At 70.7% G+C, this 26,898-nt stretch carries 27 protein-coding genes and 1 pseudogene; 21 read left to right on the top strand and 7 right to left on the bottom strand.

What is annotated here, in order from left to right:
• Nucleotides 1-33 precede the first annotated feature (33 nt).
• From AC07RV_RS04410 to AC07RV_RS04445, 8 genes and pseudogenes are all read left to right on the top strand, one after another.
• Nucleotides 34-855, top strand: coding sequence for an ABC transporter ATP-binding protein (locus AC07RV_RS04410; RefSeq protein ID WP_296785589.1), 822 nt, complete (start codon nucleotides 34-36; stop codon nucleotides 853-855).
• Nucleotides 855-1,352: pseudogene (locus AC07RV_RS04415) on the top strand (ABC transporter ATP-binding protein); the annotation flags it as partial. The gene AC07RV_RS04410 and the pseudogene AC07RV_RS04415, both read left to right, overlap by 1 nt.
• A 537-nt stretch (nucleotides 1,353-1,889) precedes the next feature.
• Nucleotides 1,890-3,107 carry a Tm-1-like ATP-binding domain-containing protein gene (locus AC07RV_RS04420; RefSeq protein WP_296787033.1) on the top strand — a complete coding sequence of 406 codons (1,218 nt, stop codon included), beginning with the start codon at nucleotides 1,890-1,892 and terminating at the stop codon, nucleotides 3,105-3,107.
• Between the two features lie 31 nt (nucleotides 3,108-3,138).
• Nucleotides 3,139-3,969 carry a phosphoenolpyruvate hydrolase family protein gene (locus AC07RV_RS04425; RefSeq protein ID WP_208512419.1) on the top strand — a complete coding sequence of 277 codons (831 nt, stop codon included), beginning with the start codon at nucleotides 3,139-3,141 and terminating at the stop codon, nucleotides 3,967-3,969.
• A 17-nt stretch (nucleotides 3,970-3,986) separates the two neighbouring features.
• Complete coding sequence (locus AC07RV_RS04430; protein ID WP_296785594.1) at nucleotides 3,987-5,675, top strand: flotillin family protein; 1,689 nt, start codon at nucleotides 3,987-3,989, stop codon at nucleotides 5,673-5,675.
• 3 nt (nucleotides 5,676-5,678) lie between these two features.
• Nucleotides 5,679-6,119 (top strand): SRPBCC family protein, encoded by a 441-nt coding sequence (locus AC07RV_RS04435; protein ID WP_057592685.1) that lies wholly within the window; start codon nucleotides 5,679-5,681, stop codon nucleotides 6,117-6,119.
• Nucleotides 6,119-7,591: an SRPBCC family protein gene (locus tag AC07RV_RS04440; protein WP_296785597.1), complete on the top strand. Its 1,473-nt coding sequence runs from the start codon at nucleotides 6,119-6,121 to the stop codon at nucleotides 7,589-7,591. Before AC07RV_RS04435 ends, AC07RV_RS04440 begins: the two co-directional genes overlap by 1 nt.
• A gap of 31 nt (nucleotides 7,592-7,622) precedes the next feature.
• Nucleotides 7,623-8,000 carry a VOC family protein gene (locus tag AC07RV_RS04445; RefSeq protein WP_208512416.1) on the top strand — a complete coding sequence of 126 codons (378 nt, stop codon included), beginning with the start codon at nucleotides 7,623-7,625 and terminating at the stop codon, nucleotides 7,998-8,000.
• Nucleotides 8,001-8,004: 4 nt separating this feature from the next.
• Here AC07RV_RS04445 and AC07RV_RS04450 read toward each other — a convergent pair whose 3' ends face one another.
• From AC07RV_RS04450 to AC07RV_RS04465, 4 genes are all read right to left on the bottom strand, one after another.
• Nucleotides 8,005-8,976, bottom strand: a complete 972-nt coding sequence (locus tag AC07RV_RS04450) for a hypothetical protein (protein WP_296785605.1) — start codon at nucleotides 8,974-8,976, stop codon at nucleotides 8,005-8,007.
• Between the two features lie 178 nt (nucleotides 8,977-9,154).
• A complete protein-coding gene (locus tag AC07RV_RS04455; RefSeq protein WP_296785608.1) occupies nucleotides 9,155-10,375 on the bottom strand; it encodes a type II toxin-antitoxin system HipA family toxin in 1,221 nt (406 codons plus the stop codon).
• Nucleotides 10,365-10,643, bottom strand: a complete 279-nt coding sequence (locus tag AC07RV_RS04460) for a helix-turn-helix domain-containing protein (protein WP_296785610.1) — start codon at nucleotides 10,641-10,643, stop codon at nucleotides 10,365-10,367. The genes AC07RV_RS04455 and AC07RV_RS04460 overlap by 11 nt, the downstream gene beginning before the upstream one ends.
• A gap of 64 nt (nucleotides 10,644-10,707) precedes the next feature.
• Nucleotides 10,708-11,478 carry an IclR family transcriptional regulator gene (locus AC07RV_RS04465; protein WP_296785613.1) on the bottom strand — a complete coding sequence of 257 codons (771 nt, stop codon included), beginning with the start codon at nucleotides 11,476-11,478 and terminating at the stop codon, nucleotides 10,708-10,710.
• Nucleotides 11,479-11,654: 176 nt separating this feature from the next.
• Here AC07RV_RS04465 and AC07RV_RS04470 point away from each other — a divergent pair, with 176 nt between their 5' ends.
• The 9 genes from AC07RV_RS04470 (at nucleotide 11,655) to AC07RV_RS04510 (ending at nucleotide 19,632) form a co-directional block, all read left to right on the top strand.
• Entirely contained in the window at nucleotides 11,655-12,644 is a 990-nt protein-coding gene (locus AC07RV_RS04470; protein WP_296785620.1) for a Bug family tripartite tricarboxylate transporter substrate binding protein, read from the top strand.
• 23 nt (nucleotides 12,645-12,667) lie between these two features.
• A complete protein-coding gene (locus tag AC07RV_RS04475) occupies nucleotides 12,668-13,675 on the top strand; it encodes a 2Fe-2S iron-sulfur cluster-binding protein (RefSeq protein ID WP_296785621.1) in 1,008 nt (335 codons plus the stop codon).
• Between the two features lie 53 nt (nucleotides 13,676-13,728).
• Entirely contained in the window at nucleotides 13,729-15,093 is a 1,365-nt protein-coding gene (locus AC07RV_RS04480; protein ID WP_203207009.1) for an aromatic ring-hydroxylating oxygenase subunit alpha, read from the top strand.
• A 20-nt stretch (nucleotides 15,094-15,113) separates the two neighbouring features.
• Complete coding sequence (locus AC07RV_RS04485) at nucleotides 15,114-15,923, top strand: SDR family NAD(P)-dependent oxidoreductase (RefSeq protein ID WP_296785631.1); 810 nt, start codon at nucleotides 15,114-15,116, stop codon at nucleotides 15,921-15,923.
• Between the two features lie 26 nt (nucleotides 15,924-15,949).
• Complete coding sequence (locus AC07RV_RS04490; protein ID WP_203207008.1) at nucleotides 15,950-16,540, top strand: 3-phenylpropionate/cinnamic acid dioxygenase subunit beta; 591 nt, start codon at nucleotides 15,950-15,952, stop codon at nucleotides 16,538-16,540.
• Between the two features lie 9 nt (nucleotides 16,541-16,549).
• Nucleotides 16,550-16,744 carry a hypothetical protein gene (locus AC07RV_RS04495; protein ID WP_057592675.1) on the top strand — a complete coding sequence of 65 codons (195 nt, stop codon included), beginning with the start codon at nucleotides 16,550-16,552 and terminating at the stop codon, nucleotides 16,742-16,744.
• A gap of 82 nt (nucleotides 16,745-16,826) precedes the next feature.
• On the top strand, nucleotides 16,827-17,810 hold the full coding sequence (locus tag AC07RV_RS04500) for a Bug family tripartite tricarboxylate transporter substrate binding protein (protein WP_296785639.1): 984 nt from the start codon (nucleotides 16,827-16,829) through the stop codon (nucleotides 17,808-17,810).
• A gap of 18 nt (nucleotides 17,811-17,828) precedes the next feature.
• A complete protein-coding gene (locus tag AC07RV_RS04505; protein WP_296785641.1) occupies nucleotides 17,829-18,797 on the top strand; it encodes a Bug family tripartite tricarboxylate transporter substrate binding protein in 969 nt (322 codons plus the stop codon).
• A 46-nt stretch (nucleotides 18,798-18,843) separates the two neighbouring features.
• Entirely contained in the window at nucleotides 18,844-19,632 is a 789-nt protein-coding gene (locus tag AC07RV_RS04510; RefSeq protein WP_296785646.1) for a class II aldolase/adducin family protein, read from the top strand.
• 7 nt (nucleotides 19,633-19,639) lie between these two features.
• Here the strand turns inward: AC07RV_RS04510 and AC07RV_RS04515 are convergent, their stop codons facing one another.
• Nucleotides 19,640-20,245, bottom strand: a complete 606-nt coding sequence (locus AC07RV_RS04515) for an FMN-dependent NADH-azoreductase (RefSeq protein ID WP_296785649.1) — start codon at nucleotides 20,243-20,245, stop codon at nucleotides 19,640-19,642.
• A gap of 144 nt (nucleotides 20,246-20,389) precedes the next feature.
• On the opposite strand from AC07RV_RS04515, the gene pdxR reads away from it, so the two are divergent.
• The 4 genes from pdxR to AC07RV_RS04535 all read left to right on the top strand — a co-directional run bounded on the left by pdxR (nucleotide 20,390) and on the right by AC07RV_RS04535 (nucleotide 23,062).
• Nucleotides 20,390-21,811 carry a MocR-like pyridoxine biosynthesis transcription factor PdxR gene (pdxR, locus tag AC07RV_RS04520; protein ID WP_296785651.1) on the top strand — a complete coding sequence of 474 codons (1,422 nt, stop codon included), beginning with the start codon at nucleotides 20,390-20,392 and terminating at the stop codon, nucleotides 21,809-21,811.
• A gap of 119 nt (nucleotides 21,812-21,930) precedes the next feature.
• The gene (locus AC07RV_RS04525; RefSeq protein ID WP_296785654.1) at nucleotides 21,931-22,395 is read left to right on the top strand and encodes a carboxymuconolactone decarboxylase family protein; all 465 of its coding nucleotides are present in this window, start codon (nucleotides 21,931-21,933) and stop codon (nucleotides 22,393-22,395) included.
• A gap of 2 nt (nucleotides 22,396-22,397) precedes the next feature.
• Nucleotides 22,398-22,718 (top strand): DMT family transporter, encoded by a 321-nt coding sequence (locus tag AC07RV_RS04530; RefSeq protein ID WP_093352546.1) that lies wholly within the window; start codon nucleotides 22,398-22,400, stop codon nucleotides 22,716-22,718.
• Nucleotides 22,719-22,834: 116 nt separating this feature from the next.
• Nucleotides 22,835-23,062 carry a hypothetical protein gene (locus tag AC07RV_RS04535; protein ID WP_296785675.1) on the top strand — a complete coding sequence of 76 codons (228 nt, stop codon included), beginning with the start codon at nucleotides 22,835-22,837 and terminating at the stop codon, nucleotides 23,060-23,062.
• Between the two features lie 19 nt (nucleotides 23,063-23,081).
• Here the strand turns inward: AC07RV_RS04535 and AC07RV_RS04540 are convergent, their stop codons facing one another.
• Together AC07RV_RS04540 and AC07RV_RS04545 are read right to left on the bottom strand one after the other, a co-directional pair.
• Nucleotides 23,082-25,742, bottom strand: coding sequence for an AAA family ATPase (locus AC07RV_RS04540; RefSeq protein WP_296785678.1), 2,661 nt, complete (start codon nucleotides 25,740-25,742; stop codon nucleotides 23,082-23,084).
• A complete protein-coding gene (locus AC07RV_RS04545) occupies nucleotides 25,739-26,872 on the bottom strand; it encodes a metallophosphoesterase family protein (RefSeq protein ID WP_296785683.1) in 1,134 nt (377 codons plus the stop codon). The genes AC07RV_RS04540 and AC07RV_RS04545 overlap by 4 nt, the downstream gene beginning before the upstream one ends.
• Between the last annotated feature and the right edge of the window lie 26 nt (nucleotides 26,873-26,898).

Here is a 26,898-nt window from a genome sequence, read left to right on the forward strand (position 1 = left end):
CCCGCGCGCCCACCCCACTTCGAGACATCCAGGATGGCCACGATCACCACGCTGCGACCGCCCGCTTCGCGCACGCCCCAACCCGCGCACGGCGGGAGCACGCAGCTCCTGTCGGGCGACGCATTGCGCCTGGACGGCGTGACGCGCGCCTTCGGTGCGCTGCGCGCGATCGACGGCGTCTCGCTCGCGGTCACGGCGGGCCAGAAGTACGCCATCCTCGGATCGAACGGCGCCGGCAAGACCACGCTGTTCAACGCCATCACGGGCGACTTCCCGCCGACCGCGGGACGCATCCATTTCTTCGGCGAGGACATCACCGACCTGCCGCCGCAGGACCGCATCCGCAAGGGCCTGCGGCGCACCTACCAGTCCTCGCTGCTGTTTCGCGACCTCTCGGTGCGCGACAACCTGTTCCTCGCGGTGCGCGGCGTGGCCAGCGGCCGCTTCAGCTTCCGCCGGCCCGGCGCCGGCCACGCCAGCACGCGCGCGACCGAGGACCTGCTCGAGCGCGCGCGCCTGTCGCACATCGCCGACGAGAAGGTCGCGAACCTCGCGCACGGCCAGCAGCGCCAGCTCGAGATCGGCATGGCGCTGGCCGGCGCGCCGCGGCTGATCCTGTTCGACGAGCCCGCGGCCGGCCTCTCGCCGGCCGAGCGGCGCGAGCTGGTGGCGCTGTTGACCTCGCTGCCCGCGCACATGAGCTTCGTGCTGATCGAGCACGACCTGGACATCGCGCTGCGCGTGGTCGACCGCGTGACGGTGATGCACAACGGCCGCGTGCTGCGCACCGGCAGCCCGGCCGAGATCGAGGGCGATGCGCAGGTGCAGGCGATCTACATGGGGAGCAAGCACTGATGGCCTGGTTCGGCGGCGGCGATCGCGACACGGCGGCCGGCCGGTCCACCGCGCTGGTGGTCGAGGGCCTCGACGTCTACTACGGCCGCGCCCATGCGCTGCAGGGCGTGAGCCTGTCGCTGGAGCGCGGCGTGCTCGGCATCGTCGGGCGCAACGGCATGGGCAAGACCACGCTGTGCAACGCGCTCACCGGCCTGGTGCCGGCGCGCGGCAGCGTGCGCTTCGGCGGCGAGGAGATCCTGGGCCTGGCGCCCAACGAGATCACGCGCCGCGGCATCGCCTACGTGCCGCAGGGCCGGCGCGTGTGGCCCTCGCTCTCGGTCGACGAGACGCTGCGGCTGGTGGCCAGCCGCCGGCGCGAGGTCGACCGCGTCTATGCGATGTTCCCGCGGCTGGCCGAGCGGCGCGGCAATGGCGGCGCCCAGCTCTCGGGCGGCGAGCAGCAGATGCTCGCGATCGGCCGCGCGCTGCTGCTGAACCCCAAGCTGCTGGTGATGGACGAACCGACCGAGGGCCTGGCGCCGGTCATCGTCGACCAGGTGGCGCAGGCGCTGCGCGACCTCGCGGCCGAGGGCCGCATCGCGGTGCTGCTGATCGAGCAGAACCTCGGCGTGGCGATCTCGGTGGCCGACCGCATCGGGCTGATGGTCAACGGCCGCATCGCGCGCGAGATGCCGGCGGCCGAACTCGCGGCCGACCGCGAGCTGCAGGAGAAGCTTTTGGGCGTGCGCTCGGGCGGCCATGGCGACGAGGCCGAGGCGGAGCAGCCGGCACCGCGCATGGGCGAGGACGACGGCCGCGACAACGCGCCGCGCGTCTACACCGTGCGCCGCGCCCATGGCGACGGCGCACCCTCGCTCGACGACCTCGCGCCGGCCAGCGTGCGCGGCTTCACGCGCTGGAATGCCGGCGGCACGGCCGCGCCCGCGGCCGACATCCCGCGCCTGATCGCACCGCCCGAGCCCGCGCCCGAACCGGCGCAGCCCGCGGCCGCCTCGGGCCAGGTGTTCGACTTCCCGGTGGCCGCGAGCAGCGTGCGCGCGGCCTACGTGGCCGGCACCTTCGACACCAAGAGCCGCGAGCTTTTCTTCCTGCGCCAATGCATCGAACGGCTGGGCCTGCGCGTGGTCACGGTCGACCTCTCGACCTCGGGCAAACCCTCGACCGCGAGCGTGCATCCGCGCGAGGTGGCGCGCCACCATCCCAAGGGCGAGTCGGCGGTGTTCAGCGGCGACCGCGGCAGCGCCACCGCCGCCATGGGCCTGGCCTTCGAGGCCTTCCTGCGCACGCGGCGCGACCTCGGCGGCCTGATCTCGGCCGGCGGCTCGGGCGGCACCTCGATGGCGACGCAGGGCATGCGCGCGCTGCCGATCGGCGTGCCCAAGCTCATGGTCTCGACCATGGCCAGCGGCGACACCCGGCCCTACGTGGGCCCGAGCGACATCTGCATGATGTATTCGGTCACCGACGTGCAGGGCATCAACCGCATCGGCGAGAGCGTGCTGTCGAACGCGGCCAATGCGCTGGCCGGCATGGTGGCGCATCCGGCGTCCGTGTCGGCCGTGACCCGGCCCGCCATTGGCCTCACGATGTTCGGCGTGACCACGCCCTGCGTGCAGGCCGTGACGCGGCGGCTCGAGGACGACTGGGACTGCCTGGTGTTCCATGCCACCGGCGTGGGCGGCCAGTCGATGGAGAAGCTCGCGGACTCGGGCCTGCTCGCGGGCGCGATCGACGTGTCGACCACCGAGGTGGCCGACGAGATCGCGGGCGGCGTGCTGTCGGCCGGGCCCGACCGGCTCGACGTGTTCGCACGCCACGCCCTGCCCTACGTGGGCTCCTGCGGCGCGCTCGACATGGTGAATTTCGGCGCCTGGGACACCGTGCCCGAGCGCTTCCGGGCACGCAATCTCTACCGCCACAACACGACGGTGACCTTGATGCGCACCACGGCCGACGAATGCCGTGCCATCGGCGAGTTCATCGCCGCCAAGCTCAACGCCATGCGCGGGCCGGTGCGCTTCCTCATCCCCGAGGGCGGCGTCTCGGCCATCGACCGGCCGGGCCAGCCCTTCCACGACCCCGAGGCCGACCGCGCGCTGTTCGCCGCGCTCGAGGCCGGCTTCCGGCCGGGACCGAACCGCCAGCTCAAGCGGCTGCCGCTGCACATCAACGACGAGGCCTTCGCCGATGCGCTGGTCGAGGCCTGGCGCGAGGTCTCGCGGGCCGCACCCGGCGCGCGCCGGGCATGAGCCAGGAACAACCCAGGAGGAGCCCATCACCATGACCCGCATCTCACGCACCGCGCTGCTGGAGCGCTTCCGCGCCAAGATCGCCTCGGGCCGGCCGCTGATCGGCGGCGGCGCCGGTACCGGCCTGTCGGCCAAGTGCGAGGAAGCCGGCGGCATCGACCTGATCGTGATCTACAACTCGGGCCGCTACCGCATGGCCGGGCGCGGCTCGCTCGCGGGGCTGATGGCCTACGGCAATGCCAACGAGATCGTCTGCGAGATGGCGCGCGAGGTGCTGCCGGTGGTGAAGCACACGCCGGTGCTCGCGGGCGTGAACGGCACCGACCCGTTCATGATCCCCGACGAGTTCCTGCACCGGCTGATCGCGCTCGGCTTCTCGGGCATCCAGAACTTTCCGACCGTGGGCCTGATCGACGGCACCTTCCGCGCCAACCTCGAGGAGACCGGCATGGGCTACGGCCTCGAGGTCGAGCTCGTGGCGCGAGCGCGCGCCCTCGACCTGCTGACCACGCCCTATGTCTTCAGCGAGGCCGATGCGCGCGCCATGGCTGGTGCGGGCGCCGACATCGTGGTCTGCCACCTGGGCCTGACCACGGGCGGTGCGATCGGCGCCGAGACGTCGCTGAAGCTCGACGACTGCGTGCCGCTGATCAACCGCTGGGCCGCGGCCGCGCAGGAAGTGAACCCCGGGGTGATCGTGCTCTTTCACGGCGGCCCCATCGCCACGCCGGAGGATGCGCAGTACGTGCTCGCGCGCTGCCCCGCCTGCGACGGCTTCTATGGCGCCAGCTCGATGGAGCGCCTGCCCGCGGAGGTGGCGCTGACCGAGACCACGCGCCGCTTCGTTCAGATCACGCGATAAACCAGGAGACGACATCCATGTCAGGTTCTCAATTCGGAAGTTTCATCCTCGGGCTGCTGGTGGTGGCGATCGCGGTCGCGATCGTCGTCCTGCTGCTGCACTGGCTCTACCTGCGCAGTTCCAAGGAACGCGCCTTCGTGCGCACCGGCCTCGGCGGCCAGAAGGTGGTGCTCGACGGCGGCGCCTTCGTGCTGCCGATCGTGCACGACGTGATCCCGGTCAACATGAACACGCTGCGGCTGGAGGTCAGCCGCGGGCGCGACAAGGCGCTGATCACCAAGGACCGCATGCGCGTGGACGTGATCGCCGAGTTCTACGTGCGCGTGGCGGCGAAGGCCGAGTCGGTGGCGGTGGCCGCGCAGACGCTGGGCCTGCGCACCATGGAACCCGAGCAGCTCAAGGAGCTGGTCGAGGGCAAGTTCGTCGACGCGCTGCGCACCGCCGCGGCCGAGATGACGATGGAGGAGCTGCACGAGAAGCGCGGCGCCTACGTCAAGCGGGTGCGCGAGGCAGTGGCCGAGGACCTGACCAACAACGGCCTCGAGCTCGAGGCCGCCTCGCTCACGCAGCTCGACCAGACCGGCATGGAGTTCTTCAACCCGAGCAATGCCTTCGACGCGGAAGGCCTGACGCGGCTGACCGAGCAGATCGAGCACCGCAAGAAGCAGCGCAACGACGTCGAGCAGGACACGCTGATCGCGATCCGCAACAAGAACCTCGAGGCCGAGAAGCTGTCGCTGGAGATCGACCGCGAGAGCGAGCATGCGCGGCTGACGCAGCAGCGCGAGGTCGAGATGGCGCGCTCGCGCCAGCGCGCCGAGGTGGCGATCGAGCGCGCGCAGCGCGAGCAGCATGCCGAGAGCGCGCAGATCGCGGCGCGCCAGAGCATCGATGCGGCGCGCATCCGCTCCGAGCAGACCCTCGAGGAGGAGCGCATCGGCAAGGAGCGCGCGATCCAGAGCGCCGAGCTCGAGCGCCGCACCTCGCTCGAGCTGGCCGAGCAGCAGCGCTCGATCGCCGTGGCGCGCGAGAGCAAGGCGCAGAGCGAGGCCCAGGCCGAAGCCGAGGCCGCGCGCGCCCAGGCCGTGACGGCCGAGGAGAAGGTGTTCACGGCACGCGAGGTCGAGAGCGCCGAGCGCAAGAAGACCATCGAGTTGATCGCGGCCGCGCTGATCGCCGAGCGCGAGGCGCTGCGGCTGACCTCCGCGGCGCAGGCCGAGCACGACGCGAGCGCGCACCGCGGCGCCGCGCTGCGCGCCCAGGCCGAGGCCGATGCCGACGCCGAGAAGATCCGCGCCGATGCCACGCGCGTGCGCGCCGAGATCGAGGCCGAGGCCGCGCGCTGGATGAACGAGGCGCACAACATGCTCACGCCCGAGGCGCGCATGTCTGCCCTGCGCATGCGGCTGGTGGAGAAGGCCGAGGGCATCATCCGCGAGTCGGTGCGGCCGATGGAGCGCATCGAGGGCATCAAGATCCTGCAGGTCGACGGCTTCGGTGGCTCCTCGGGCGGGGCGCGCAATGCCGAGGGCGGCGGCAACTTCGCCGACGGGCTGGTCAATTCGGCGCTGCGTTTCCGTGCCCAGGCACCGCTGGTCGACCAGCTGCTGCGCGAGATCGGCATCGAGGGCGGCGACATCCAGAAGCTGGTCAACGAGAGCAGCGGCGCGCGTGCCGCGCTGGGCGCCGGCACGCCCAAGGAATAAGGCATGGTGAACGTCTACGTCTCGAGCGTGATCGACGCGAGCGCCGACAACGTGTGGGCGCGCGTGCGCGACTTCAACGGCCTGCCGCAGTGGCATCCGCTGATCGCCGACAGCCGGATCGAGAACAACCAGCCGGCCGACCGCGTGGGCTGCATCCGCCATTTCCACCTGCGCGACGGCGGCATGATCCGCGAACGGCTGCTCGCGCTCTCGGACTACGACTACAGCTGCAGCTACGAGATCCTCGAGAGCCCGATGGGCGTGAGCCACTACACGGCGACGCTCAAGCTCACGCCGGTGACCGACGGCGGGCGCTGCTTCGCCGAATGGAGCGCCGAGTTCGACTGCGAGGAACACCGCGAGCGCGAGCTGGCCGACTCGATCGGCGAGGGCGTGTTCCAGGGCGGCTTCGATGCGCTGAAGCGGCACTTCGGAGGACGCTGATGCTGCAGCGGGTCGTGCGCTCCACCGTCATCGACGCGCCGATCGAGCGCGTGTGGGCGGTGCTGCGCGACTTCAACAGCCATGCCGACTGGCACGAGGTGGTGGAGGCCAGCCGCATCGAGGGCGACGAGCGCGGCGACCAGGTGGGCTGCGTGCGCAGCTTCACGCTGCGCGACGGCAACCGCATCCGCGAGCAGCTGCTGAGCCTGTCGGACAGCGAACACAAAAGCACCTACTGCATCGTCGAGGCCACCCTGCCGCTGCAGCGCTACGTGGCCACCGTCACCCTGAAGCCCGTGACCGACGGCAACCGCACCTTCTGGCATTGGGAATCGACCTTCGCCACGCCGCCGGGCCGCGAGCGCGAGCTGCGCGACACGGTGGCGCGCGGCGTCTACGAGGCGGGGTTCGAGAACCTGCGGCGCTACCTCGAGCGCGGGGCGCCCACGTCTTCCGCGGGCATCGCCGCATCGGCCGCGCTCGCGCTGCCGCGGCGCAGCGTGGGCCTCGAAGCCTATGGCGGCCCCGAGGTCCTGCGGCCGCGCGACGACGAAGCGGCAGCGCCCGCCGAGGGCGAGGTGCGCATCCGCCAGCGTGCGATCGGCGTGAACTTCCTCGACGTCTACCTGCGCCGCGGCTGGATGCCGTCGATGCTGCCGGTGTCGGAGGGCGCGCCCGGCGTGCCCGGCATGGAGGCGGCCGGCAGCGTGATCGATGTCGGCCCCGGCGTCAGCGGCCTCTTTCCCGGCGATCGCGTGGCCTACCTCGGGCCCGTGCCCGGCGCCTACCGCAGCGTGCGCTCGGTGCCCGCGGACTGGGTGGTGCGGCTGCCCGCGGCCGTCGAGGACGACGAGGCCGCGGCGCTGCTGCTCAAGGGCCTCACGGCCGACTACCTGCTGCGCGACCTCGGCCGCGTGCAGCGCGGCACGCGCATCCTCGTGCATGCCGCGGCCGGCGGTGTCGGCCTGCTGCTGTGTTCGTGGGCGCGCAGCCTCGGCGCGGTGGTGGTGGGCACCGTCTCGAGCGAGGAGAAGGCGCGCATCGCGCGCGACCATGGCTGCGAGCACGTGATCGTCACGCGCGACTACCGCTTCGCCGATGCGGTGCAGCGCGCCTGCGGCGGCGTCGACGTGCTGGTCGACGGCCTCGGCGAGGCCGCGCGTGCCGAGAACCATGCGGCGCTCGCGCGCCGCGGCCACTGGATCAGCCTCGGCCAGGCCAGCGGCGTGCTGGCCGCGCTGCCGCCCGACCTGCTGATCGCCAAGTCGCTGAGCTTCTCGCGGCCCGTGGTGTTCGACTATGTCGCCACGCCCGCGCAGCTGGCCGAGCGCGCGCAGCGCCTGTGGGATGCGCTCGCCAGCGGCGCCATCCGCAAACCGCCGATCGAACGCTTCGCGCTCGATGCCGCGGCGCGCGCCCATGAACGCCTCGAATCGCGCGCCAGCATCGGCGCCTTGGTTCTGCTGGCCTAGGGCCTGTTAACACTATGCAAGGAGAACGCCCGTGATCGTCGGCATGAACCACTTCACCGTCACCGCGGAAGACGAGCGCCAGACGCTGGACTTCTACACCGGCCTGCTCGGCCTGCGCGTGGGCCACCGGCCCGACCTCGGCTTTCCGGGCGCCTGGCTCTACGGCAGCGGGCCCCAGGCCGTGCTGCACCTGTACTTCGGCCGCCCCGTGCCCGCGCAGCGCACCGGCGTGATCGACCACATGGCCTTCACGGCGCAGGACCTGCGCGCGGTGAAGGCGCGCTTCGACGCGGCGGGCGTGAAGTACGAGTTGCGGCAGCAGGCGGGCGCGGGGACCTGGCAGCTGTTCTGCCACGATCCGAATGGGGCGAAGGTGGAGCTGGATTTCGATCCGGCGGAGACGCTCTAGGCGATCAGCACAGCAGGCCCTTGCAGCCGCGGGCGGTCATGAAGACCGTGTACGGCCGTCCCCCGGGATCGCTGAATACCCGATAGGGCTTGGCGCCGGTCTCGCCTTCCTGGTTGAACAGCGCGACCGCCTTCACGGCCGACTCGATCGCGGTCGGCGCCTCGAAGGACGAGGTGTCCACGATGCGGTAGCTGAAGGTGCTGCGCTGGGTTTCGTCCCGGACGAACAGGTTCTTCGGCTCGCCCGACGAAGAGAGTCCCGTGACGAACTTCGCGCCCTTGGCGCCCTGCGCGTTCAGCTGCTCCACGTTCTCGCGATGGCTGGCCTCCGCGCGCGTGGGCACCAGCTCGAAGACGCAGCGCGCCGAGGTGGGCACTTCGCGCCCCAGCACCAGCTTGCCATCCGGGTAGATGGAATCGAACGCGCAATAGCCCTGCTGTCCCAGCTTGTTGAACGTGGCCAGGAGATTCGACGGGATACCGTCCAGCCCCGACACGATGCCGGTATCGACGAATTCGTAGGTCGTGCTGCTGTCGGTGGCCTTGCTCAGGATCGCGTTGAACTCCGTCTCGATGAACTGGTCGCCCGTGATCCGATAGCCCTCGGCGCCCTGCGACTGCATACTGGCCAGGGTCCTGGCCTCGTTCATGGGCCGGATCCGATGCTCGTAGCCGGCCGCGTTGCCCTTCTTCTGATAGAGAGCTCTCTGCTCGCCCTTGACCAGGTCATGGATGCCGAAGGAAAGGTAGACCAGGAAGCCGCTCATCCGGGTGCTGTGCAGCTCCGCCAGCAGGGCCTTCGGATCGCTGATGTCCTGCGCGCCCAGTTGGTAGGTGTAGGGCGTGATCGCCATCGGATCGGCCTCGGGCTCCGGCGCCGGTTCCGGCACTGCGGCCGGCGGCGCCACGGCCGCGGGCGGCGCGATCATCGGAAACCCGCCACCACCCCCACCGCCGCCACAGGCGGTCAGCAGCATCGCCACTCCGAGCCAAGCCGGAGGAGCGCATCGTCTCCCTGCCATCACGAACTCCCTCTTTGTATGAGTCCGGACATCCTACGGATGTTTGTGACGGCCTCATGGCAGTGATGCGGGTGGGGCGGGCGGGCACTGCCCGCCTTCCCCCTGTGCCTGGAGGTTGATCGTTCTCAGCGAGTTACCGCGCCTTGGCATGGGCCATGCCATCGGTCCAGATGCTTCGCATCTGCGCCAGCAGGTCCTTCGGAATCCGCGGGTCGCGGGTCGCCAGGTCCAGCGTCTTGCCCATTCCCTCGCCAATTCGCGCGAGCACGCGTTCCGGCTTCGCGACCCCGCAGACCTTGCTGCCGAATATCCGCAGTTCCTCGGTCGTCGGATAGGCCTTGGTGCCGCCCTTGCCGGCGAAGAGCTTGAGCGCCAGCGTGCGGTCCTCGAGCTCGGGTCCGCCTTCGTAGCGCGTGTACCGGTAGAGCGCGGTCGTCACCACGTCGAACATCGGTGCGAGGCGGCAGTCGGCGGCCGAGGTATAGAGCAGGCCGTAGTTCTTGAGGTGGCCGTCGCCGTTGCGCACCATGACGCTGAACGCGACCTGCTCGAAGAAGCGCTCGAGGTTCTCGCTCGGCAGCTGGAGGTATTGCATCAGCTCGGCGATGCGCTGGTAGCTCCCGTGGTACTTCCGATCGGACTGGATGTCGCGCACGCGAAGGCCCATCAGCGCCGCGATGTCCTCGAAGGCGATGCGGGAGCCGTCGGCCGCGATGTCGAAGCGGTCGACCAGCAGCAGCTGTCCGTCGTCCGAGAGGTCGAAGGTGGGTGTCTCGATGCCCGCGTGGCCGGCCGCCGTCAGGCACAGGAATTCGTTGGCCGACAGCCCGGGGTAGGACGGCGCGGCCGCCTTCACGATGATGGTGGGCACCGGAACGCTGATCCGGTCGGGCACCATGATCTTCGGCTGCATGCCGCCGATGCCTGCGCCGGTGCTCAGGTAGGCCCGCACCAGTTCGTCGAACACCTCGGGCGTGTAGCGGGTGGCCAGCAGGGTCTGGCGGTCGATGAGCCGGGGCGCGGCGAGCGCCGGCGCCCCGGGCAGCCGGAAGCCCAGTCGGCCGATGCCGTTCGACCCCACCACCGCGAGCAGGTGCATCGGGGTCAGCTCCTGCTTCGGAAACATCGCGCGCAGCCGCAGGTACAGATCGCCCTCGGGCAGGTTCTGGTCCATCACCGCGAAGAGATTGCCGTCCTGGTAGGTCGGCCGGGTCGGCGGCATGAGCAACGCGACCGAGGGCTGCTCCGCGCGACTGTCCAGGTACCGGAACTCGTAGATCGAATGCTTGAGCAGTTGGCCGGCCGGCGCGCCGGCGATCTCGACCTCGAGCTGCCTGATCTTGTCAGGAAGCATCGTCGTCGTCCTCGTCCTGCCCGAAGCGCTGTGTGACTTCCTCCAGCGTGGGCATGCCCAGGCGCTCCAGGCGGATCGTGAGATCCATGGCGCGCAGGATGTCCAGCAGCGACGCGACGGTGATGTCCTCCCCGCGCTCCAGCCGGTAGAGCACGTTGCGCGCGCGGCCGGAGCGCGCGGCGATGTCGGTCGCCTTCAGGCGGCCTTCCTTGCGCGCACGTTGAATGGCTTGGCCGAGCTCGATAGGTAGCCGGATTTTGTCCTGCATGCGCCACATTTTGAGGAGAAAACTCCTAAATGTCCATCAAACAGGACACAAAAAGAGGCTAACGTTAAGGAGCCTCCCCCGCCCCCTTCACCCCCAACGCCTGCGACAGCCGCGCGCAAGCCGCGACCACCTGCCGCCCCAGCGCCTCCACATGCCCCTCGCCGATGCGTGCGGCCGGGCCGAAGATGCCGATCGATCCCGCGACGCCGCGGCCGTTGTAGAACGGCGCGGCCACGGCCACGGCGCCTTCGATCAGTTCGTCGCGGCTCACGGCATAGCCGCGCTCGCGCGTGCGTTCGAGTTCGGCGCGCAGTTTCTTGAGGTCGATCTTCAGGTCCTTGGTGTAGTGCGCGAGGCCCTCGTCGGCCGCGGGCATGAAGGCCAGGATCGCGCGGCCGCTGGCGCCGCGCGCGATGCGCTCGGTGTAGCCGACGCCGCGCTTGAAGTTCAGCGGCTGCGGGCTCGGCATCTCGGCCAGGCACAGGCGCATCTCGCCCTGCGCCACGAACATCGCGACGGTCTCGCGGGTCTCGCTCCACAGCCCGCGCATGATCGATTCGGCCAGCGCCGACAGGTCCAGCGTCTCGGTCCACACGTGCGACAACCGCGCCACCGAGGGCCCGAGCCGGAAGCGCTGCGGGTCGCCGACCGAGACGATGAAGCCCTTGGTCTCTAGCGTGTAGAGGATGCGGTAGAGCGTGGGCCGGCTCAGGTCCACGCGCTGCAGCAGCTCGCCGGCGGTGAGCTCGGCGTCGTCCTTGGTGAACGCCAGAAGGATGTCGAGGGCGCGGTTGACCGCGCGCACGTTCTCCGAGTTCTTCTCCTTCGGCTCCATGGCCCCTCCTGTGTTGTCGCTTTGCATCGCGGCATTTTCGCTTCCCGTCCGATCCCCTCCCCGCGCCGCACGGCCGCGCCGGCGCGGCCCGATTGCGCGATCGAATCTTGTCCGTATAATGAGCGCACAGTCCATACAACGGACAATCAACCATCAAAAAAGCGATTGGAGACACGATGAACCCCGCCACCCCTTCCCGCCTCCGCGGCCGCTCGTTGCTGGCGGCCGCCTCCCTCTTTCTTGCAGCCCTGGCCGCACCCGCGCAGGCCGCCTACCCCGACAAGCCGGTGCGCGTGGTGGTCGGCTTCGCGCCCGGCGGCACCAACGACATCCTGGCCCGGCTGATCTCGGTCAAGCTCTCGGAGCGGCTCAAGCAGTCCTTCGTGGTCGACAACCGCGCGGGTGCCAACTCGATCATTGCGGCCGAGCTGGTGGCCAAGGCGCCGGCCGACGGCTACACGCTGTTCGTGGCCTCGTCGGGCGCGATGACGGTGAACCCGGCGGTCTACGGCAAGCTGCCCTACGACCCGGTCAAGGATTTCCAGCCGGTGGCGCTGCTGGGCTCGTTCCCGCTGGTGGTGACGACCAACGCCGCGTCGAGCGCCAAGACCATGGCCGAGCTCAAGGCGCTCGCGGCCAAGGCGCCGGCCGGCGGCCTCAACCACGGTGTGGCCTCGTCCTCGTTCCAGCTCGCGGCCGAGCTCTACACGAGCGAGGGCGGCGCGAAGTTCACGCACGTCAACTACAAGGGCACCGGGCCGGTCATCACCGCACTGCTGGGCAACGAGGTCGATCTCGGCTTCCTCGACATCGCGGCGGTGCTGCCGCAGATCCAGGCCGGCCGCCTCAAGGCCGTGGCCGTGACGACGGCGAAGCGCTCGAGCGTGCTGCCGCAGGTGCCGACCATCGCCGAGTCGGGCACGCCCGGCTACGACGTGCCGATCTGGACCGGCCTGGTGGCGCCCGCCGGCACGCCGGCCGAGGTGGCGGACCGCATCCGCGCCGCGCTCAAGGAAGTGCTGGCCGAGCCCGACACCGTGAAGAGGCTGCAGGCCCTCGGCATGGAGCCGGGCCATGTGGACAGCGCGGCCTTCGGCAGGCAGATCGCCGCCGACATCGCGCGCTGGACCGCGCTCGCGAAGAACGCCAACCTCAAGGTCGACTGACCGGCGCACCGAAGGAACCACCGATGAGCGCCAGCGTCGCGATCACCCTGCTCTTCGCCGATGGCGGCACGCGCCGCGTCGACGCGCGTCCCGGCGACACCGTCGTTGCCGCGGCCGCCGAAGCCGGTCTCAACCTGCTGACCGACTGCAGCAACGGCCAGTGCGGCACCTGCACCGCGCAGCTGGTCTGCGGCAGCGTCGAACTCGGCGACTACGACCGCGCGGTGCTGCCCGATGCCGATCGCGCGGACGGCGCCACCTTGTGCTGCGTCTCGCGCGTCACGGCGGAAGACTGCGTGATCGAACTGCCCTACGACCTCTCCGAGGCCACGGCCGAGGAGCCGCCGCCGATCGAAGGCACGGTCAGCGCGCTCGAGCGCGTGGCGCTGGAGACGATGCGGCTCGAGGTCCGCGTCGATGCGCCCGTGACTTTCCAGCCCGGCCAGTACGTGCGCCTGCGCGCCGCGGGCAGCGAGGCCTGGCGCTCCTACTCGATGGCCAATGCCTCGGGCGACAGCACGCTGGTGTTCTACGTGCGGCTGGTCGACGGCGGCGCCTTCTCGAGCTGGCTCGCGCAGTCGGCCGCGGTCGGCGCCACGCTCGAACTCAGCGAGCCGCGCGGCAGCTTCTTCCTGCGCCAGGAACCGCGGCCACGCCTGTTCGTGGCCGGCGGCACCGGGCTCGCGCCCTTCCTCTCGATGCTCGAGGCGATCGCCGCGCGCGAAGGCGCGTCGATGCAGCCGACCACGCTGCTGCTCGGCGTGCGCACCGGCGCCCACCTGTTCGCGCTCGAGCGGATCGAACAGCTCAAGCAACGGCTGCCGGCGCTCGAGGTGCGCCTGGCCGCCGAGGCCGAGCCCGGCGACGCCTGCCATGGCGGCTATGCCACCGACCTGATCGGCACGCTCGCGCTCGATCCCGCCACGCGCATCTACCTGTGCGGCCCGCCGCCGATGGTCGAGGCCGGCCGCAGCGCGGCAGCCTCGGCCGGCCTGGCCCGCGCCGACATGCTTTGCGAACGCTTCAACTGAAGCGCCACTTTCCGATTCCCCACCCGACGCACACGACGACAAGGACGCAACGAATGACGACGACGACACCGATGGTCTATCACCGGATGGTCGACCTCAAGCAGGGCACGATCAGCCGCGAGATCTTCTCGAGCAAGGACGTGTACGAGGAAGAGCTCGAGAAGGTGTTCACGCGCGCCTGGCTCTTCGTGGGCCACGAGAGCCAGATCCCCAAGCCCGGCGACTACTTCACCTCGCGCATGGGCGCGGAGTCGGTGATCCTCACGCGCGACAAGAAGAACAAGGTGCACGTGTTCCTCAACTCCTGCCGCCACCGCGGCATGAAGGTGTGCCAGTACGACCACGGCAACACGCAGCTCTTCACCTGCCCCTATCACAGCTGGAGCTACACCACCGAGGGCAAGCTGTTCGGCGTGCCGCAGTTCAAGGCCATCTACGACGGCTGCCTCGAGAAGGAGAACTGGTCGCTGATCGAGGTCGCGCAGCTCGCGATCTACAAGGGCACGGTGTGGGCCACCTGGGACAAGGACGCGCCCGACTTCCTCACCTACCTGGGCGATGCGCGCGCGCACCTCGACCTCGCGCTCGACTGCCGCGACGGCCGCGAGGGCGGCTCCGAGGTGCTGGTGGGCGTGCAGAAATGGGTGATCCCCTGCAACTGGAAGTTCGCGGCCGAGAACTTCCTCGGCGACACCTATCACAACGTGAGCCACCGCTCGGTCGACCTGATCGGCATCGGCCCGAGCGCCGAGGTCGGCGTGAAGGGCCGGCGCGACAACGAGCTCGAGTACGCGCAGCACCTGTGGGTGAACTTCCCCGCCGGCCACGGCGTGCACAGCGCGCTGCTGCCGGAAGACACGCCCTTCGTCGACACCTACAAGAACAACCCGGTGATCGCCGAGTACTTCCGCCATTGCCACGAGGAGCGCAAGCGCCGGCTCGGCGCCGAGAAGAACCGGCTGGTGCCCTTCGTCGGCACCATCTATCCGAACACCTCGTTCCACGGCAAGCAGCCGCGCAACCTCTGCGTGTGGCATCCCAACGGGCCGGAGTCGACCGAGGCCTGGCGCTTCTTCCTGGTCGACGCCGACGCGCCGCAGGAGGTGAAGGACTTCCTGCGCACCTACTACATGCGCTACTCGGGCCCGGCCGGCATGACCGAGCAGGACGACATGGAGAACTGGAACTACGCCACCGCCGGCAGCCGCGGCACGATCGCCAAGCGCTACCCCTACAACTACCAGCAGTCGATGGGCAAGGTCACGACCGAGGGCCCGGTGCCCGGCAACGTGAGCCTGCAGGTCAGCGAGGAGAACCCGCGCCAGTTCTACCGCCGCTGGCGCGACTACATGGACGGCGCCGACTGGGACACCCTGCTGGGCCGCCACGACACCGGCGCGGCGAGCTTCGCCGGATGACGGCCGCGGAATCAACAGGCATGGCGCACCAGCCCGTCACCCTCGTCACCGGCGGCACCTTCGGCCTCGGCGAAGCCATCGCGCTCGAACTGGCCCGGCGCGGCCACCGCGTGCTGGCCTTCGGGCTCGCGCAGCCACAGGTCTCGAGCACCGCGCAGGGCCTCGAGGGCGTGCGCGCCGCGGCCGAGGCCGCGGGCCTGGCCGAGCGCATCGAGGTGCTCGAGGCCGATGTGTCCAGCGCCGCGGATGTCGCACGCGTGGTCGAACGCGCGCTGTCGCGCTTCGGCCGCATCGACGGCCTGGTCAACAACGCCGCCATCGGCCCGCTCGGCACGGTGCTCGACACGAGCGAGGAGATGTTCGACCGCATCCTGGCCGTCAACGTGAAGGGCGTGTACCTCGCCTCGCGCGCCGTCATCCCGGCGATGGCCGCGCAGGGCGGCGGCTCGATCGTCAACATCGGCTCGGGTGCCGGCCACGGCAAGCCCAACATGGCGGCCTACGCGGCCAGCAAGGGCGCGGTGCTCGCGCTCACCACCGCGATGGCCTACGACCACTTCCATCAACGCATCCGCGTGAACCTCGCGATTCCCGGTGGCGGCGGCATCGTCTCGGGCATGAGCGTGGGCCGCGTGGGCGGCGACGCCGCGCTGTTCGCGGGCCGCAAGGTCACGGGCACGGTGGCGGGCCGCCCGGCCACCGGGCGCGACCTGGCCAACGCCGTGGCCTTCCTGCTGTCCGACGACGCCGCCACCGTCTCGGGCACGGTGGTCGACGTCGGCTGCTTCGCGAACCAGGGCGGACCGATCCCGCCCGCACCGAATTCCTGACCGAACCTCCCACGAAGGACGCATCGATGACCGAGACCCTCACCGAACCGACCGCCGTCGCCAGCCCGCCGCCGAGGCCGCCGCGCGACGCGCGCTACTACGAACTCAAGCGCGAGATCGAGGAGTTCCTCTACGACGAGGCCGAGATGCTCGACCAGCGGCGATTCCGCGAATGGCTGGACACGCTGGCCGAGGACCTCGTGTACTTCATGCCGATGATGTTCAACGTCAAGTTCGGCCAGCACGAGACGCGCGAGAAGACCCGCTACGAGAAGGACATGAGCTGGTTCAACGAGGGCAAGTGGACCCTGACCAAGCGCGCCGAGCAGATCCTCACCGGCGTGCACTGGGCCGAGGAACCGCTGTCGCGGCTGTGCCGCCTCGTCACCAACGTGCAGCTCACCGCGATCGAAGAGAACGCGGCCGGCCAGCAGGAGGTGTCGGTGCTCAGCGGCTTCCTGATCTACCAGAACCGCTGCGAGCACGAGGAGTACTACTTCGCCGGCAAGCGCAGCGACGTGCTGCGGCGCGTGGACGGCCGGTGGCAGCTCGCGCGGCGCGAGATCCGGCTCGGCCAGAACGTGCTGCTGGCCAAGAACCTCACCATGTTCTTCTGAGGTCCGCTCATGCTGAACATCATGCACCTCGAGCCGGGCCGCCGGCTCGAACTGCGCAGCGGCGCCATCGGCGAGATCGTCGAGAACATGGGCGACGGCATCTGGGTGCAGCTGCGCATCCTGAGCGCGCCGCGCGGCGACTTCGCCGCGGGCGACGAAGAGCTGATCCATTGCGAGGACATCAAGGACCTCGCGCCCGACTGACATCGACACGCGACAGGCAGGACCGGGCCATCGAAGCCCGGCCGTCCGCCGACGACATCCAGAACCCACGGAGACAAGCCCCATGAAGATCTTTTCGACGCGCTTCAACGCGCGTGCGCTCGCGAGCGCCGCCCTCGCGCTTTCCGCCCTCGCTGCCACCGCCCAACCATTTCCCTCCAAACCGGTGACGCTGGTCGTTCCCTTCGCGCCCGGCGCCTCGGCCGACGGCATCGCACGCATCGTCGGGCGCGAACTCTCCACCGCGCTGGGCCAGCCCGTGGTGGTCGACAACAAACCCGGCGGCGGCGGCGCCACCGGCCTGATCGGCGTGGCGAAGTCCGCGCCCGACGGCTACACCATCGGCATGGGCGCCACCGGCGCGATCGTGGTCAATCCGAACCTGCCCGATGCCGCGCCGCTCAAGCCGCAGGAGCAGCTCGCGCCGGTCGCGAAGGTGGCCGACATCCCGCTGGTGCTGGTGGCCGGCGCCAAGACCGGGCTGCGCGACCTGCGCGGCTTCATCGAGAAGGCGCGCGCCACGCCCGAGGGCACGAGCTACGGCACCACCGGCCAGTACACCGCGCAACACCTCGCGGGCGAACTGCTGGCCAGCATGGCGAAGCTCAAGCTGGTCGCCGTGCCCTACCGCGGCAGCGGCCCCGCGGTGACCGACCTGCTCGGCGGCCAGTTGCCGGTGGCGGTGGTCGACCTGACCTCGGCCTATCCGCACATCAAGAGCGGCGCGCTGGTGGCGCTCGGCGTGACCAGCGCCGCGCGCAGCGCGGTGGCGCCCGAAATTCCGACCATCGCCGAGGGCGGCGTGCCCGGCTACTCGGCCACCGCGTGGATGGGCCTGTTCGCGCCCGCCAAGGCACCGCCCGAGGCGATCGAGAAGCTCGCGGGCGCGATCCAGGCCGTGGTCGCCAAGCCCGAGGTGCAGTCGCAGATCGTCGGACTCGCGGCCGAACCGCGCTACCTCGGGCCGGCCGGTTTCAAGAGCTTCATCCACGCTGAGTCGGACAAGTGGGCGGGCGTGATCGCCTCCATTCCCGCGCCGCAGAAGTAGCCCCGCCAAGGAGACGCCATGAACCGCCTGAAGAGATTCACGAGCCTGCTCGGTCTTGTCGCACTGGCCGGCGCCAGCACCGCCGCGCCCTGGGCGCCCACCAAGCCGGTGCGCATCATCGTGCCGATCACCGGCAGCACCAACGACACGGTGGCGCGGCTGGTGCAGCCGAAGCTGCAGGAGGCGCTGGGCCAGCCGGTGATCGTCGAAAACCGGCCCGGCGCGGGCGGCAACATCGGCGCCGAGTACGTCGCCAAGTCGCCGCCCGACGGCCACACGCTGCTGGTGGGCTACAACGGGCCGATCGCGATCAACGCCACGCTGTTCCGCAAGATGCCCTTCGATCCGCGCAAGGACCTGGCGCCGATCACGCTGGCCGTGACCTCGCCGCAGTACCTGGTGGTCAATGCCGACCTGCCCGCGAAGACGCCGGCCGAGTTCGTGGCGCTGGCCAAGGCGCGCAAGGGCGGGCTGTCGTATGCCTCGGTGGCGGTGGGCAGCGCCTCGCACCTCACGATGGAAATGCTGAAGTCGGCCGCGCAGGTCGACATCACGCACGTGCCGTACAAGGGCGCGGGACCGGCGCTGGTCGACCTCGTGGCCGGCAACGTGCAGAGCGCCTTCCTGGTGCCGGGCAACGTGCAGCAGTTCGTCAAGGACGGCCGGCTGCGCGTGATCGCGACCACGGGCGAGAAGCGCTTCGCGAACGTGCCCGAGGTGCCGACGATGGTCGAGTCGGGCTACCCCGATTTCGTCGCCACGTCGTGGGTCGGTTTCCTCGCGCCCGGCGGCACGCCGCGGCCCGTGATCGACCGGCTCAATGCCGAGATCGTGAAGATCGTGCGCTCGCCCGAGATCAGCGCGAAACTCCGGGAGCTGGAATTCGACGTGGTGGCCGGCTCGCCCGAGGATTTCTCGCGCTGGATCGACAAGGAAGTGAACCGCTGGGGTGCGGTCATCAAGTCCACCGGCGCCACCGTCGACTGACCAGCACACCCTCCCGATCCGAACGAAGAACCCAGGAGACACACGAATGACGATGGATGCGGCCTCGGCCCCACCCGCTCCCCCCGCGCCGGCCGGCATGCCGGCCGCCGAATGGACTGCCCGGCTCGACCTGGCCTGCTGCTACCGGCTGTTCGACCACCTCGGCTGGACCGAGCTGATCTTCAACCACATCACGCTGCGCGTGGACGAGGCCGGCGAGGGGTCGGAAGCGCGCTACCTCATCAACCCCTTCGGCCTGCACTACGCCGAGGTCACGCCACGGAACCTGATCTGCACCGACATCGGCGGCAACTCGCAAAGCGAGAGCGCCTACACGGTCAACAAGGCGGGCTTCGTGATCCACAGCGCGGTGCATGCCGCGCGGCCCGATGCGCACTGCATCATGCACGTGCACACCACCGCGGGCTGCGCCGTCGCGTCGAAGGAAGAGGGCCTGCGACACGACAACTTCTACAGCGCGATGATGTACGGCGACGTGGCCTACCACGACTACGAAGGCGTGACCACGAACCTCGACGAGCAGCCGCGGCTGGTGCGCTCGCTCGGCCAGGCCAACCACCTGATCCTGCGCAACCACGGGCTGCTGACCGCGGGGCCCGACATCCCGACCGCCTTCAACCGCCTGTGGACCCTGCAGCGCGCCTGCGAGATCCAGCTCGCGTCCGATGCCGGCCGCGGGGCCAACCGTGCGATTCCCGCCGAGATCCTCGAGACCGTGCCGGCCACGCGCGTCGCGGGACGCGGCCCGGTGAACCGGCTGGTGTTCGAGGCCATGCTGCGGCGCGCGGGCATCTCGCGCGCGATGTTCGCCTGAGACTGAACTAGTTCGCGAAGTGCGCCGCGAGCGCGAGGTCCGCCGCGGACCTCGCCTCGGCCACGGCCGCCTCGCCCAGTCCCGTGCCCTGCACCGAGAAGAAGTGCAGTTCGGTCAGCCCGATGCTGCCGAGGATCGCGCGCAGATAGGGCGTGAGGAAATCGGGCTGCCGCGCCCGCTCGCCCGAGAAGCGGCCGCCCGAGGCGATCGCGATGAACACGGGCCGGTCGCGCAACATGCCGACCTTGCCTTCGGGCGTCATGCGGAAGGTGCGGCGCGCGCGCACCACATGGTCGATCCAGGCCTTGAGCACCGAGGGCAGGCTCAGGTTGTGCATCGGCGTGCCGATGACCACCACGTCGGCCTTCTCGAGTTCCTCGATCAGGGCATCGGAAGTCGCGACCGCGCCGCGCGGCGCGACCTCGGCCGTGGCCGAGTGCTGCCCCGATGCGTAGTTGGCGTCGATGTGCGCGAGGCCGCCGTCGCCGATCGCGCGCCGCACGAGCAGCGCCGCGGGCGCTTGCTTGCGAAGGTGCTCGACGATCCTGTGCGAGAGCCGGCGGCTCTCGGAGTCTTGTCCGCGCGGGCTGCAGTCCAGGTGCAGGATGTTCATCGTTCGCTCCCCATGATGTGATGGCGGCGATTCTAGGAATCGCATGGCCTGCCATGAAGAGCCATGAATCAACATCTCGAATGGACCATGATCGATGGCCCAGTGCTACGATCCCGCGCACCTTCTTCTCTCCTCGAGCACGCCATGGCCGCAGGGACCCTCACCCATCTCTCGCCGCTGGACCCGAAGTCGCCGGAGCCCTACTACCGGCAGATCTACGGGCGCTTTCGCAACGCGATCGCGAGCGGCACGCTGAACCCCGGCGATCGCATCCCCTCGGCACGCGCGCTCACGCAGGAACTCGGCCTGGCGCGCGGCACCATCGATGCCGCCTACGGCCTGCTCGCGGCCGAGGGCTACATCCAGGCGCGCGGGCAGGCGGGCACGGTGGTGTCGCCGAGCCTGCGCCCGCGCATGCCGGTCGCGCGCGAGCAGCCGGCGCCCGCGGCCCGCCCCTACACGCCGAGCTTCCGGCCCGATTCGATCCTGCCGTTCCAGATGGGCCTGCCCGCGCTCGACGTCTTCCCGCGCAAGATCTGGGCGCGGCTGGGCGCACGCGCCGCACGCGCGATGCAGCCGATCGACATGACGCATCCGGCCGTGCCGGGCCTGCCCGCGCTGCGCGCCGGGATCGCCGCCTACCTGCATGTGTCGCGCGGCATCGACTGCGCGCCTTCGCAGGTCTTTCTCACCTCGGGCTACCGCCACACGCTCGAGCTGGTCGCGCAGGCGCTGCTCAAGCCCGCTGACCGCGTGTGGTTCGAGAACCCCGGCTATCCGCCCACGCGCGAACTGCTGGCCGCGATGCGGCTCGCGGGCGTGGCGGTGCCGGTGGACGCCGAGGGCCTGGTGGTGGCCGAGGGCCTGCGGCTGGCCCCGAAGGCGCGCGCCGCGGTGGTCACGCCCGCGCACCAGAGCCCGCTGTGCGTCTCGCTGTCGCTGCCGCGCCGGCTCGCGCTGCTCGACTGGGCCCGGCGCAACCAGTCGTGGATCGTCGAGGACGACTACGACGGCGAGTACCGCTATGCCAGCCGTCCGCTGCCCGCGCTCAAGAGCCTGGACCGCGACGGCCGCGTGATCTATGCCGGCACCTTCAGCAAGGTGCTGTTCCCGAGCCTGCGGCTGGCCTACCTCGTCGTGCCCGAGGCGCAGGTCGAGCGCTTCGAACGGACCCAGGCGATGTTCGCGGGCGGCAGCCCGCAGCTCACGCAGGCCATCGTCGCCGACTTCATCGCCGAAGGGCATTTCGCGCGCCACATCCAGCGCATGCGCAGGCTCTATGCCGAGCGCCGCGACGCCACCCGCATCGGCCTCGAGCGCGTGCTCGGCGCCAAGGTGCGCATCGACGAGCAGCCCGGCGGCATGCACCTGATCCTGCGGCTGCAGGGCCGGCGCTCCGACCGCCGGCTGGTCGCGCGCATGCGCGAAGAGGGCCTGTTCGCGGAGGCGCTGACCGACTGGGCCGTCGACCGGGACATCGCGCCCGCGCTGATGGTGGCCTTCACGAACGTCGATTCCACCGCCACGGCCGAACGGCTCGCACGGCGGATCCTGCCGCTGATGTGAAGCGCCGCGTCCGGATCATGGCCTAGAACGCAAGGTGGATCATGGCTCTTCTGAAGTAGACCAAGCCGCGGCACCATACGGTTCTTCATTCAACGCACATTGCTTCCAGAGGATCCGTCATGACCCATCGCATCGACTACGCCAAGGTTTCGCCCGAAGGCTACAAGGCCTTCGGCGGGGTGTACGCCGCGCTCCAGAAGAGCGGCCTGCCCAAGGAACTGGTCGACCTCGTCTACCTGCGCGTCTCGCAGATCAACGGCTGCGCCTACTGCATCGACATGCATTCGCGCGACCTGCTCAAGGGCGGCCTGCCCGTCGACAAGCTGGTGCTGGTGCCGGTGTGGCACGAGGCCGGCGCCGTGTTCAGCGCGCGCGAACGCGCCGCGCTGGCCTGGTCGGAATCGGTGACGCGCGTGGCCGACACCGGCGTGCCCGATGCCGACTACCAGGCCGCCAGCGCCGAATTCAGCGAGAAGGAACTGGTCGACCTGACCTATGCCATCGGCCTGATGAACGCCTTCAACCGCCTCGGCGTGACCTTCCGCGCCACGCCGGCCGCAGCCGCGGCCGCAGCCAAGGCCTGAGCGTGGCCTGGACCCTGCTCGGCATCGCCGGGCTGCTGGAAATCGCCTTCGCCTTCGCGATGAAGTCCTCCGAGGGCTTCACGCGGCTGGTGCCGGCCCTGTTCACGGTCGCCACAGGGCTGTCGAGCGTGGTGCTGCTGTCGTTCTCGATGCGCACCCTGCCGATGGGCACCGGCTACGCGGTCTGGACCGGCATCGGCGCGGCGGGCACCGCGATCGTCGGCGTGCTCGCGCTCGGCGATTCGGCGGCGCCGCTGCGGCTGCTGTGCATCGCGCTGATCCTCGCGGGCGTGATCGGGCTCAAGCTGGTCGCAGCCGACTGAGCACGCCGCCGCCAGCCGCAGGAGGCATTCAGTTACATGCGCCATCGGCGCCGTCCGACGTGCCTCCCCCGGCGCCCCTCGCGATCATTGCGGCCATATTCCTGGAGGTTCCCAAAATGGCTGTGGCGCAAAAGAACTGGATCGCGGATGGCGGCGGCCACAAGGAGGCATCGCTCGCCACGTGGACCGTGCTCGTGTCGCTGGTGGTGGTCGTCGTCACGATGGCCTGCCTCTACCTCGCGGTGCAGCGCGAGCGGGCGGCCGTGGCGCAGGCACCGGCGTCGGGGCAGATGCAAGCCGAAGAGATTTCGCTGGCGAGCATGCCGGTCGGGTTGGCCAAGTAAGGCCCGCTCACGGAGCTCTTCAGGCGAGTGGCCGCAGCGCCACGCCCATGTCGCGCCAGTCCTCGGGATGGCAGGTGAACAGCAGCACCTGGTGCCGCTGCGCCGCATCGAACAGCACGCGCTTCATCTGCGCCAGGCGCGGCGCATCGCTGTGCACCAGCGCGTCGTCGAGGATCAGCAAGGTCGGACGGCCCGCCTCCTGCAACAGGTCGGCATAGGCGAAGCGGCTGATGAGCCGCAGCTGCTCGCGCGCGCCGAAGCTCAATTCCTGCAACTGACCGCTCTCCACCGCGCCGCCCAGGCGCGCCCGCGTGAGCATGGCGGGCGCGAGTCCCGCATCCATCTCCACCGTGGCGCCGGGCATCAGCAACGGCAGATAGTGCTGCATGCGCGCCTGAAGCGGTGCCTGCAGCCGGGTCAGCGTGGCCTGCCGCTTCTGCTCGAGCTTGCGGCACAGCAGCGACAGCGCCTCGGCACGGCGCTGCAGGTCGGCCTGCCGGCGCTGCGCCTGCGCGAGCTGGCCGGCCAGCGCCTCGCGCTGTTCCTCGAGGCCCTGGGCACCGGCCTGCTGCAGGCCGCTCTCGAGCACCAGCAGCTGTTCGCGCCGTTGCTGGTGGCCGCGCATCAGTTGCTCGATGCTGCGCCGCAGCCGCTCGATGTCCTGCAGCACGATGTCGGGTCGCGCGGCCTGCAATTCGGTCTCGGTGAGATCGATGCGCGCGGCCAGGGCATCGGCCTCGGCGCTCGCGGCCAGCAGTTGCTGGTTCGCCTGCGCCTGGCGCTGCTGGCGGCCCGGGTCGGCCAGCGTGGCCTGCGCCGCGGCCAGTTCGCGCCGCGCCGCTTCGCTCGCGCCCTGCGCGGCCGACTGGCGGCGCTGCGCCTCGCCCAGGGTCTTGCGCAGCGCCTGCTCGGCCGTCACGGCGGCTTCCTGCGCGGCCTCGGCCTCTTCCATCGAGGGCAACTCGCCCGCGGGCGGTGCGGGCAGCCGTTCGAGCGCGGCCTGCGCGCCCGCATGGCGTGCCTGCGCCTGGGCGTGCTCGCCGCGCAGCGTGTCGATGCCGCGCGGCGCGACGATCGCCAGTGCCTGCTGCGCGAGCCGGGTCTGGGCCTCGAGGTCGGCCGCGGCGCGCTGCCGCGCCTGGGCCTGCGCGACCTCGTCGACGCCGAGCGAGCGCAGCGCGGCCTGCAGCGCCTCGCGCGCGTCGGCATGCTGGCGCGCCAGGCCCGCGAGGTCGTTGCCGCCGGGCGTGATGATCAGTTGCCCGCCGCCGGGCAGGTGCAGCGTGGCGGGCGCGTCGACGAGCCGTTCGCCCTTGGCGCGCAGCTCGTGGCTTTCGCCGCGTGCCTGCAGGCGCAGCGCCTGGCCTTCGGGCAGCACGAACTGCAATCGCGTGGCGACAGCCTGGCGGCGCAGGTCGGCATCGCGCTCGGCGCGCTCGAGCTTGAGCAGCCGATCGAGTTCGGCCGGCTGGATCGCCGGTGTGGAGGCAGCCGTGGCGCGCAGGGCCGCGAGCCGCTCCTGCGCCTCCTCGGCGCGCGCGAGGTTCTCGGCATGGCGCACGACCTCGGCCTGCGCCTGCTGCAGTTGCTGCTGCAGGCCGCGCCGCTGCGCTTCCTGGCTCGCCGCGCGCCAGGCCTCGCGCGCTGCATCGACGCGCCGTTGCGCCGCATCGGCCTGCGTGCGCGCCTGGGCCACGGCCTCGTCGCTCTCGCGCAGTTGGCGCTCGGCCTCCTCGGCGGCCCGCTCGCGCGCCTGCGCGGTCGCCTGCTGCTGCGCCAGGCCTTCGAGCGCCTTGGCGAGCAGGTCGCGCGTCTCCTGCAGCTGCCGCAGCCGCGCGCGGTCGCCAAGCAATTGCGCCTGGCCGGCCTGCAGTGACTCGTTGCGCGTCTGCGCGGCTTGCAGTTCCTCACGCAGGCCGTCCCAGGGCCGGGCCGTCTCGTCGGCCTGGTGCTGCTGGCGCATCAGCGCGAGCTGGTCGACCTGCTCGCGGTAGGTGGTGATCTGCGCATCGAGCGCGGCGCGCTGCGCCTGCAGCGCGGCGGCCTGCTCGATGACCTCGGCATAGGCGGCGCGCGGCTTGCCGGTCGAGGTCAGCAGCTCGTCGCGCTGCGCGCGCAGGCTGTCGAGCAGCGCATCGCCGCCGCTCGCGGCCAGCGGCGCCGCGGCATCGCCGGCCGGGTCGCGCAGCGCATCGTGCAGGTGATCGCGCGCATGGCTCACGTCGAGTTCCTGGCCACGTCCCTGCTCCACCCACAGCAGACCCGGAATGCCCCAGTTCTCGGGCCGGCTCGCGCCCTTGGCCGCGAACGAGAAGCCGAACAGCTGCGCCAGGTGGTCCTCGGCCTCGGTGCCCTCGAGGCTGCGCGCGCCGGCATCGAGCACGCAGCGCTTCTTCGCAAGGAAGCTCTTCATGAGCCGGTGCGGCTGGCCGTCGAGCAGGAAGTCGAGCTCGACCTGCGGCGCGGCGCCCGTGCCCTCGCCCCAGGGGCGCAGGTCCTCGACCTGGGTGGAACGGTGGCGCTCGAAGAAGGCCGCGCGGATGGCACGCACCAGCGTGCTCTTGCCGGCCTCGTTGGCGGCCGTGACGATGTTGAGGCCGGGCTCGAAGCCATCGAGTTCGAACGGCGCGCGAAAGCGCCGCAGCTGCTCGACGCGCAAGCGGGTGATCTGCAGCTTCATGGCCGGGCCCCCTCCGCCGCGCCGCGCGCGAGTTCGGCCGCGAGCAGCGCCAGCGCGTCCTGCGCGATGCGCGCCTGCGCCGGGTCCGCGCCGGCCTGGGCCTCGCGCAGCTCCTGCATCACCTCCCCGAGGTAGCCGTCGGCGCGCAGGCCGGCGATGTCCTCGTCGGTGGGCTCGAGCCGCAGCGCCGACAGGTCGGCCTGCAGGTGGCGCGCGCGCGCCTCCGCGCGGCCGATCGCGGCCTGCAGCCGCTGCAGCCCCGCGAGGTCGATGCGGCCCTGCACGCGCAGGTCGACCACGTCGTGCGCATCGAGCCCCTCGAGCTGCGCTTCGAGCGCATCGGCATCGCTCGCGACCTGCAGCACGCCGGCGATGGCCTGCCAGCGGAAGCGGCCGACCTGCAGCTGCGTGACACACGGCTCGGCACCGGGCGCGTCGATCTCGACCAGCAGCGCCTGGCCCGAGCCGTTGTCCTTGAAGCGGTCGGGCTCGGGCGTGCCCGCGTACCAGGTGCGCGCGTCGATGCGCTTGCAGCCGTGCCAGTCGCCGAGCGCGAGGTAGTCGAGCCGCGCGCTCGCCGCGCGCTCGGGCGCGATCGGGTTGGCCGAATCGATGTCCTCCGACAGCAGGCCCTGCACGCTGCCGTGCGCGAGGCCGATGCGCAGCAGGCCCGCGGGCGTGTCGGCCTCGTCGAACCAGGCCGTGAGGTCGTTGTAGGTGTGGCGCTGCGCGAGCGGCGCGGGCAGCACCGCGAAGCCCTGGGCCTCGAACAGGCGCAGCTCGGGCGCGAGCAGCAGGTGCACGTGGGCCGGCACCGCGCCCAGGCGCTGCGCGCGCGTCCACACGCTCTCGGCCAGCGCGGCGTCGTGGTTGCCGGGGATCAGCAGCCAGGGGCCGGAATAGGCGGCGAGTGCATTGAACAGCCGGCGCAGCGTGCGCTCGGACACGGTCTGGGCATCGAACACGTCGCCCGCGACCAGCACCGCGTCGACCCGGTGCTCGAGCGCGAGCGCTGCGAGGCGCTCGACCACGGCGATGCGCGCCTCGGCAAGGATCGGCGCGTGCTCGGGGTCGAAGCTCGCGAACTGGCGGCCGATCTGCCAGTCGGCCGTGTGAAGAAAACGTGTCATGAGAAGAGAGGGAGGTGCGGCGCGCC

This window comes from Variovorax sp. GW821-FHT09B01, from assembly GCF_059418345.1.

What these genes read in the sequence shown, in the direction of transcription:
- AC07RV_RS04410 (WP_296785589.1), top strand. Translation starts at nt 34, where the DNA reads ATGGCCACGATCACCACGCTGCGACCGCCCGCTTCGCGCACGCCCCAA.
- AC07RV_RS04425 (WP_208512419.1), top strand. Translation starts at nt 3,139, where the DNA reads ATGACCCGCATCTCACGCACCGCGCTGCTGGAGCGCTTCCGCGCCAAG.
- AC07RV_RS04430 (WP_296785594.1), top strand. Translation starts at nt 3,987, where the DNA reads ATGTCAGGTTCTCAATTCGGAAGTTTCATCCTCGGGCTGCTGGTGGTG.
- AC07RV_RS04435 (WP_057592685.1), top strand. Translation starts at nt 5,679, where the DNA reads ATGGTGAACGTCTACGTCTCGAGCGTGATCGACGCGAGCGCCGACAAC.
- AC07RV_RS04440 (WP_296785597.1), top strand. Translation starts at nt 6,119, where the DNA reads ATGCTGCAGCGGGTCGTGCGCTCCACCGTCATCGACGCGCCGATCGAG.
- AC07RV_RS04450 (WP_296785605.1), bottom strand. Translation starts at nt 8,976, where the DNA reads ATGCTGCTGACCGCCTGTGGCGGCGGTGGGGGTGGTGGCGGGTTTCCG.
- AC07RV_RS04455 (WP_296785608.1), bottom strand. Translation starts at nt 10,375, where the DNA reads ATGCTTCCTGACAAGATCAGGCAGCTCGAGGTCGAGATCGCCGGCGCG.
- AC07RV_RS04460 (WP_296785610.1), bottom strand. Translation starts at nt 10,643, where the DNA reads ATGCAGGACAAAATCCGGCTACCTATCGAGCTCGGCCAAGCCATTCAA.
- AC07RV_RS04465 (WP_296785613.1), bottom strand. Translation starts at nt 11,478, where the DNA reads ATGGAGCCGAAGGAGAAGAACTCGGAGAACGTGCGCGCGGTCAACCGC.
- AC07RV_RS04470 (WP_296785620.1), top strand. Translation starts at nt 11,655, where the DNA reads ATGAACCCCGCCACCCCTTCCCGCCTCCGCGGCCGCTCGTTGCTGGCG.
- AC07RV_RS04475 (WP_296785621.1), top strand. Translation starts at nt 12,668, where the DNA reads ATGAGCGCCAGCGTCGCGATCACCCTGCTCTTCGCCGATGGCGGCACG.
- AC07RV_RS04480 (WP_203207009.1), top strand. Translation starts at nt 13,729, where the DNA reads ATGACGACGACGACACCGATGGTCTATCACCGGATGGTCGACCTCAAG.
- AC07RV_RS04485 (WP_296785631.1), top strand. Translation starts at nt 15,114, where the DNA reads ATGGCGCACCAGCCCGTCACCCTCGTCACCGGCGGCACCTTCGGCCTC.
- AC07RV_RS04490 (WP_203207008.1), top strand. Translation starts at nt 15,950, where the DNA reads ATGACCGAGACCCTCACCGAACCGACCGCCGTCGCCAGCCCGCCGCCG.
- AC07RV_RS04495 (WP_057592675.1), top strand. Translation starts at nt 16,550, where the DNA reads ATGCTGAACATCATGCACCTCGAGCCGGGCCGCCGGCTCGAACTGCGC.
- AC07RV_RS04500 (WP_296785639.1), top strand. Translation starts at nt 16,827, where the DNA reads ATGAAGATCTTTTCGACGCGCTTCAACGCGCGTGCGCTCGCGAGCGCC.
- AC07RV_RS04505 (WP_296785641.1), top strand. Translation starts at nt 17,829, where the DNA reads ATGAACCGCCTGAAGAGATTCACGAGCCTGCTCGGTCTTGTCGCACTG.
- AC07RV_RS04510 (WP_296785646.1), top strand. Translation starts at nt 18,844, where the DNA reads ATGACGATGGATGCGGCCTCGGCCCCACCCGCTCCCCCCGCGCCGGCC.
- AC07RV_RS04515 (WP_296785649.1), bottom strand. Translation starts at nt 20,245, where the DNA reads ATGAACATCCTGCACCTGGACTGCAGCCCGCGCGGACAAGACTCCGAG.
- pdxR (WP_296785651.1), top strand. Translation starts at nt 20,390, where the DNA reads ATGGCCGCAGGGACCCTCACCCATCTCTCGCCGCTGGACCCGAAGTCG.
- AC07RV_RS04525 (WP_296785654.1), top strand. Translation starts at nt 21,931, where the DNA reads ATGACCCATCGCATCGACTACGCCAAGGTTTCGCCCGAAGGCTACAAG.
- AC07RV_RS04535 (WP_296785675.1), top strand. Translation starts at nt 22,835, where the DNA reads ATGGCTGTGGCGCAAAAGAACTGGATCGCGGATGGCGGCGGCCACAAG.
- AC07RV_RS04540 (WP_296785678.1), bottom strand. Translation starts at nt 25,742, where the DNA reads ATGAAGCTGCAGATCACCCGCTTGCGCGTCGAGCAGCTGCGGCGCTTT.
- AC07RV_RS04545 (WP_296785683.1), bottom strand. Translation starts at nt 26,872, where the DNA reads ATGACACGTTTTCTTCACACGGCCGACTGGCAGATCGGCCGCCAGTTC.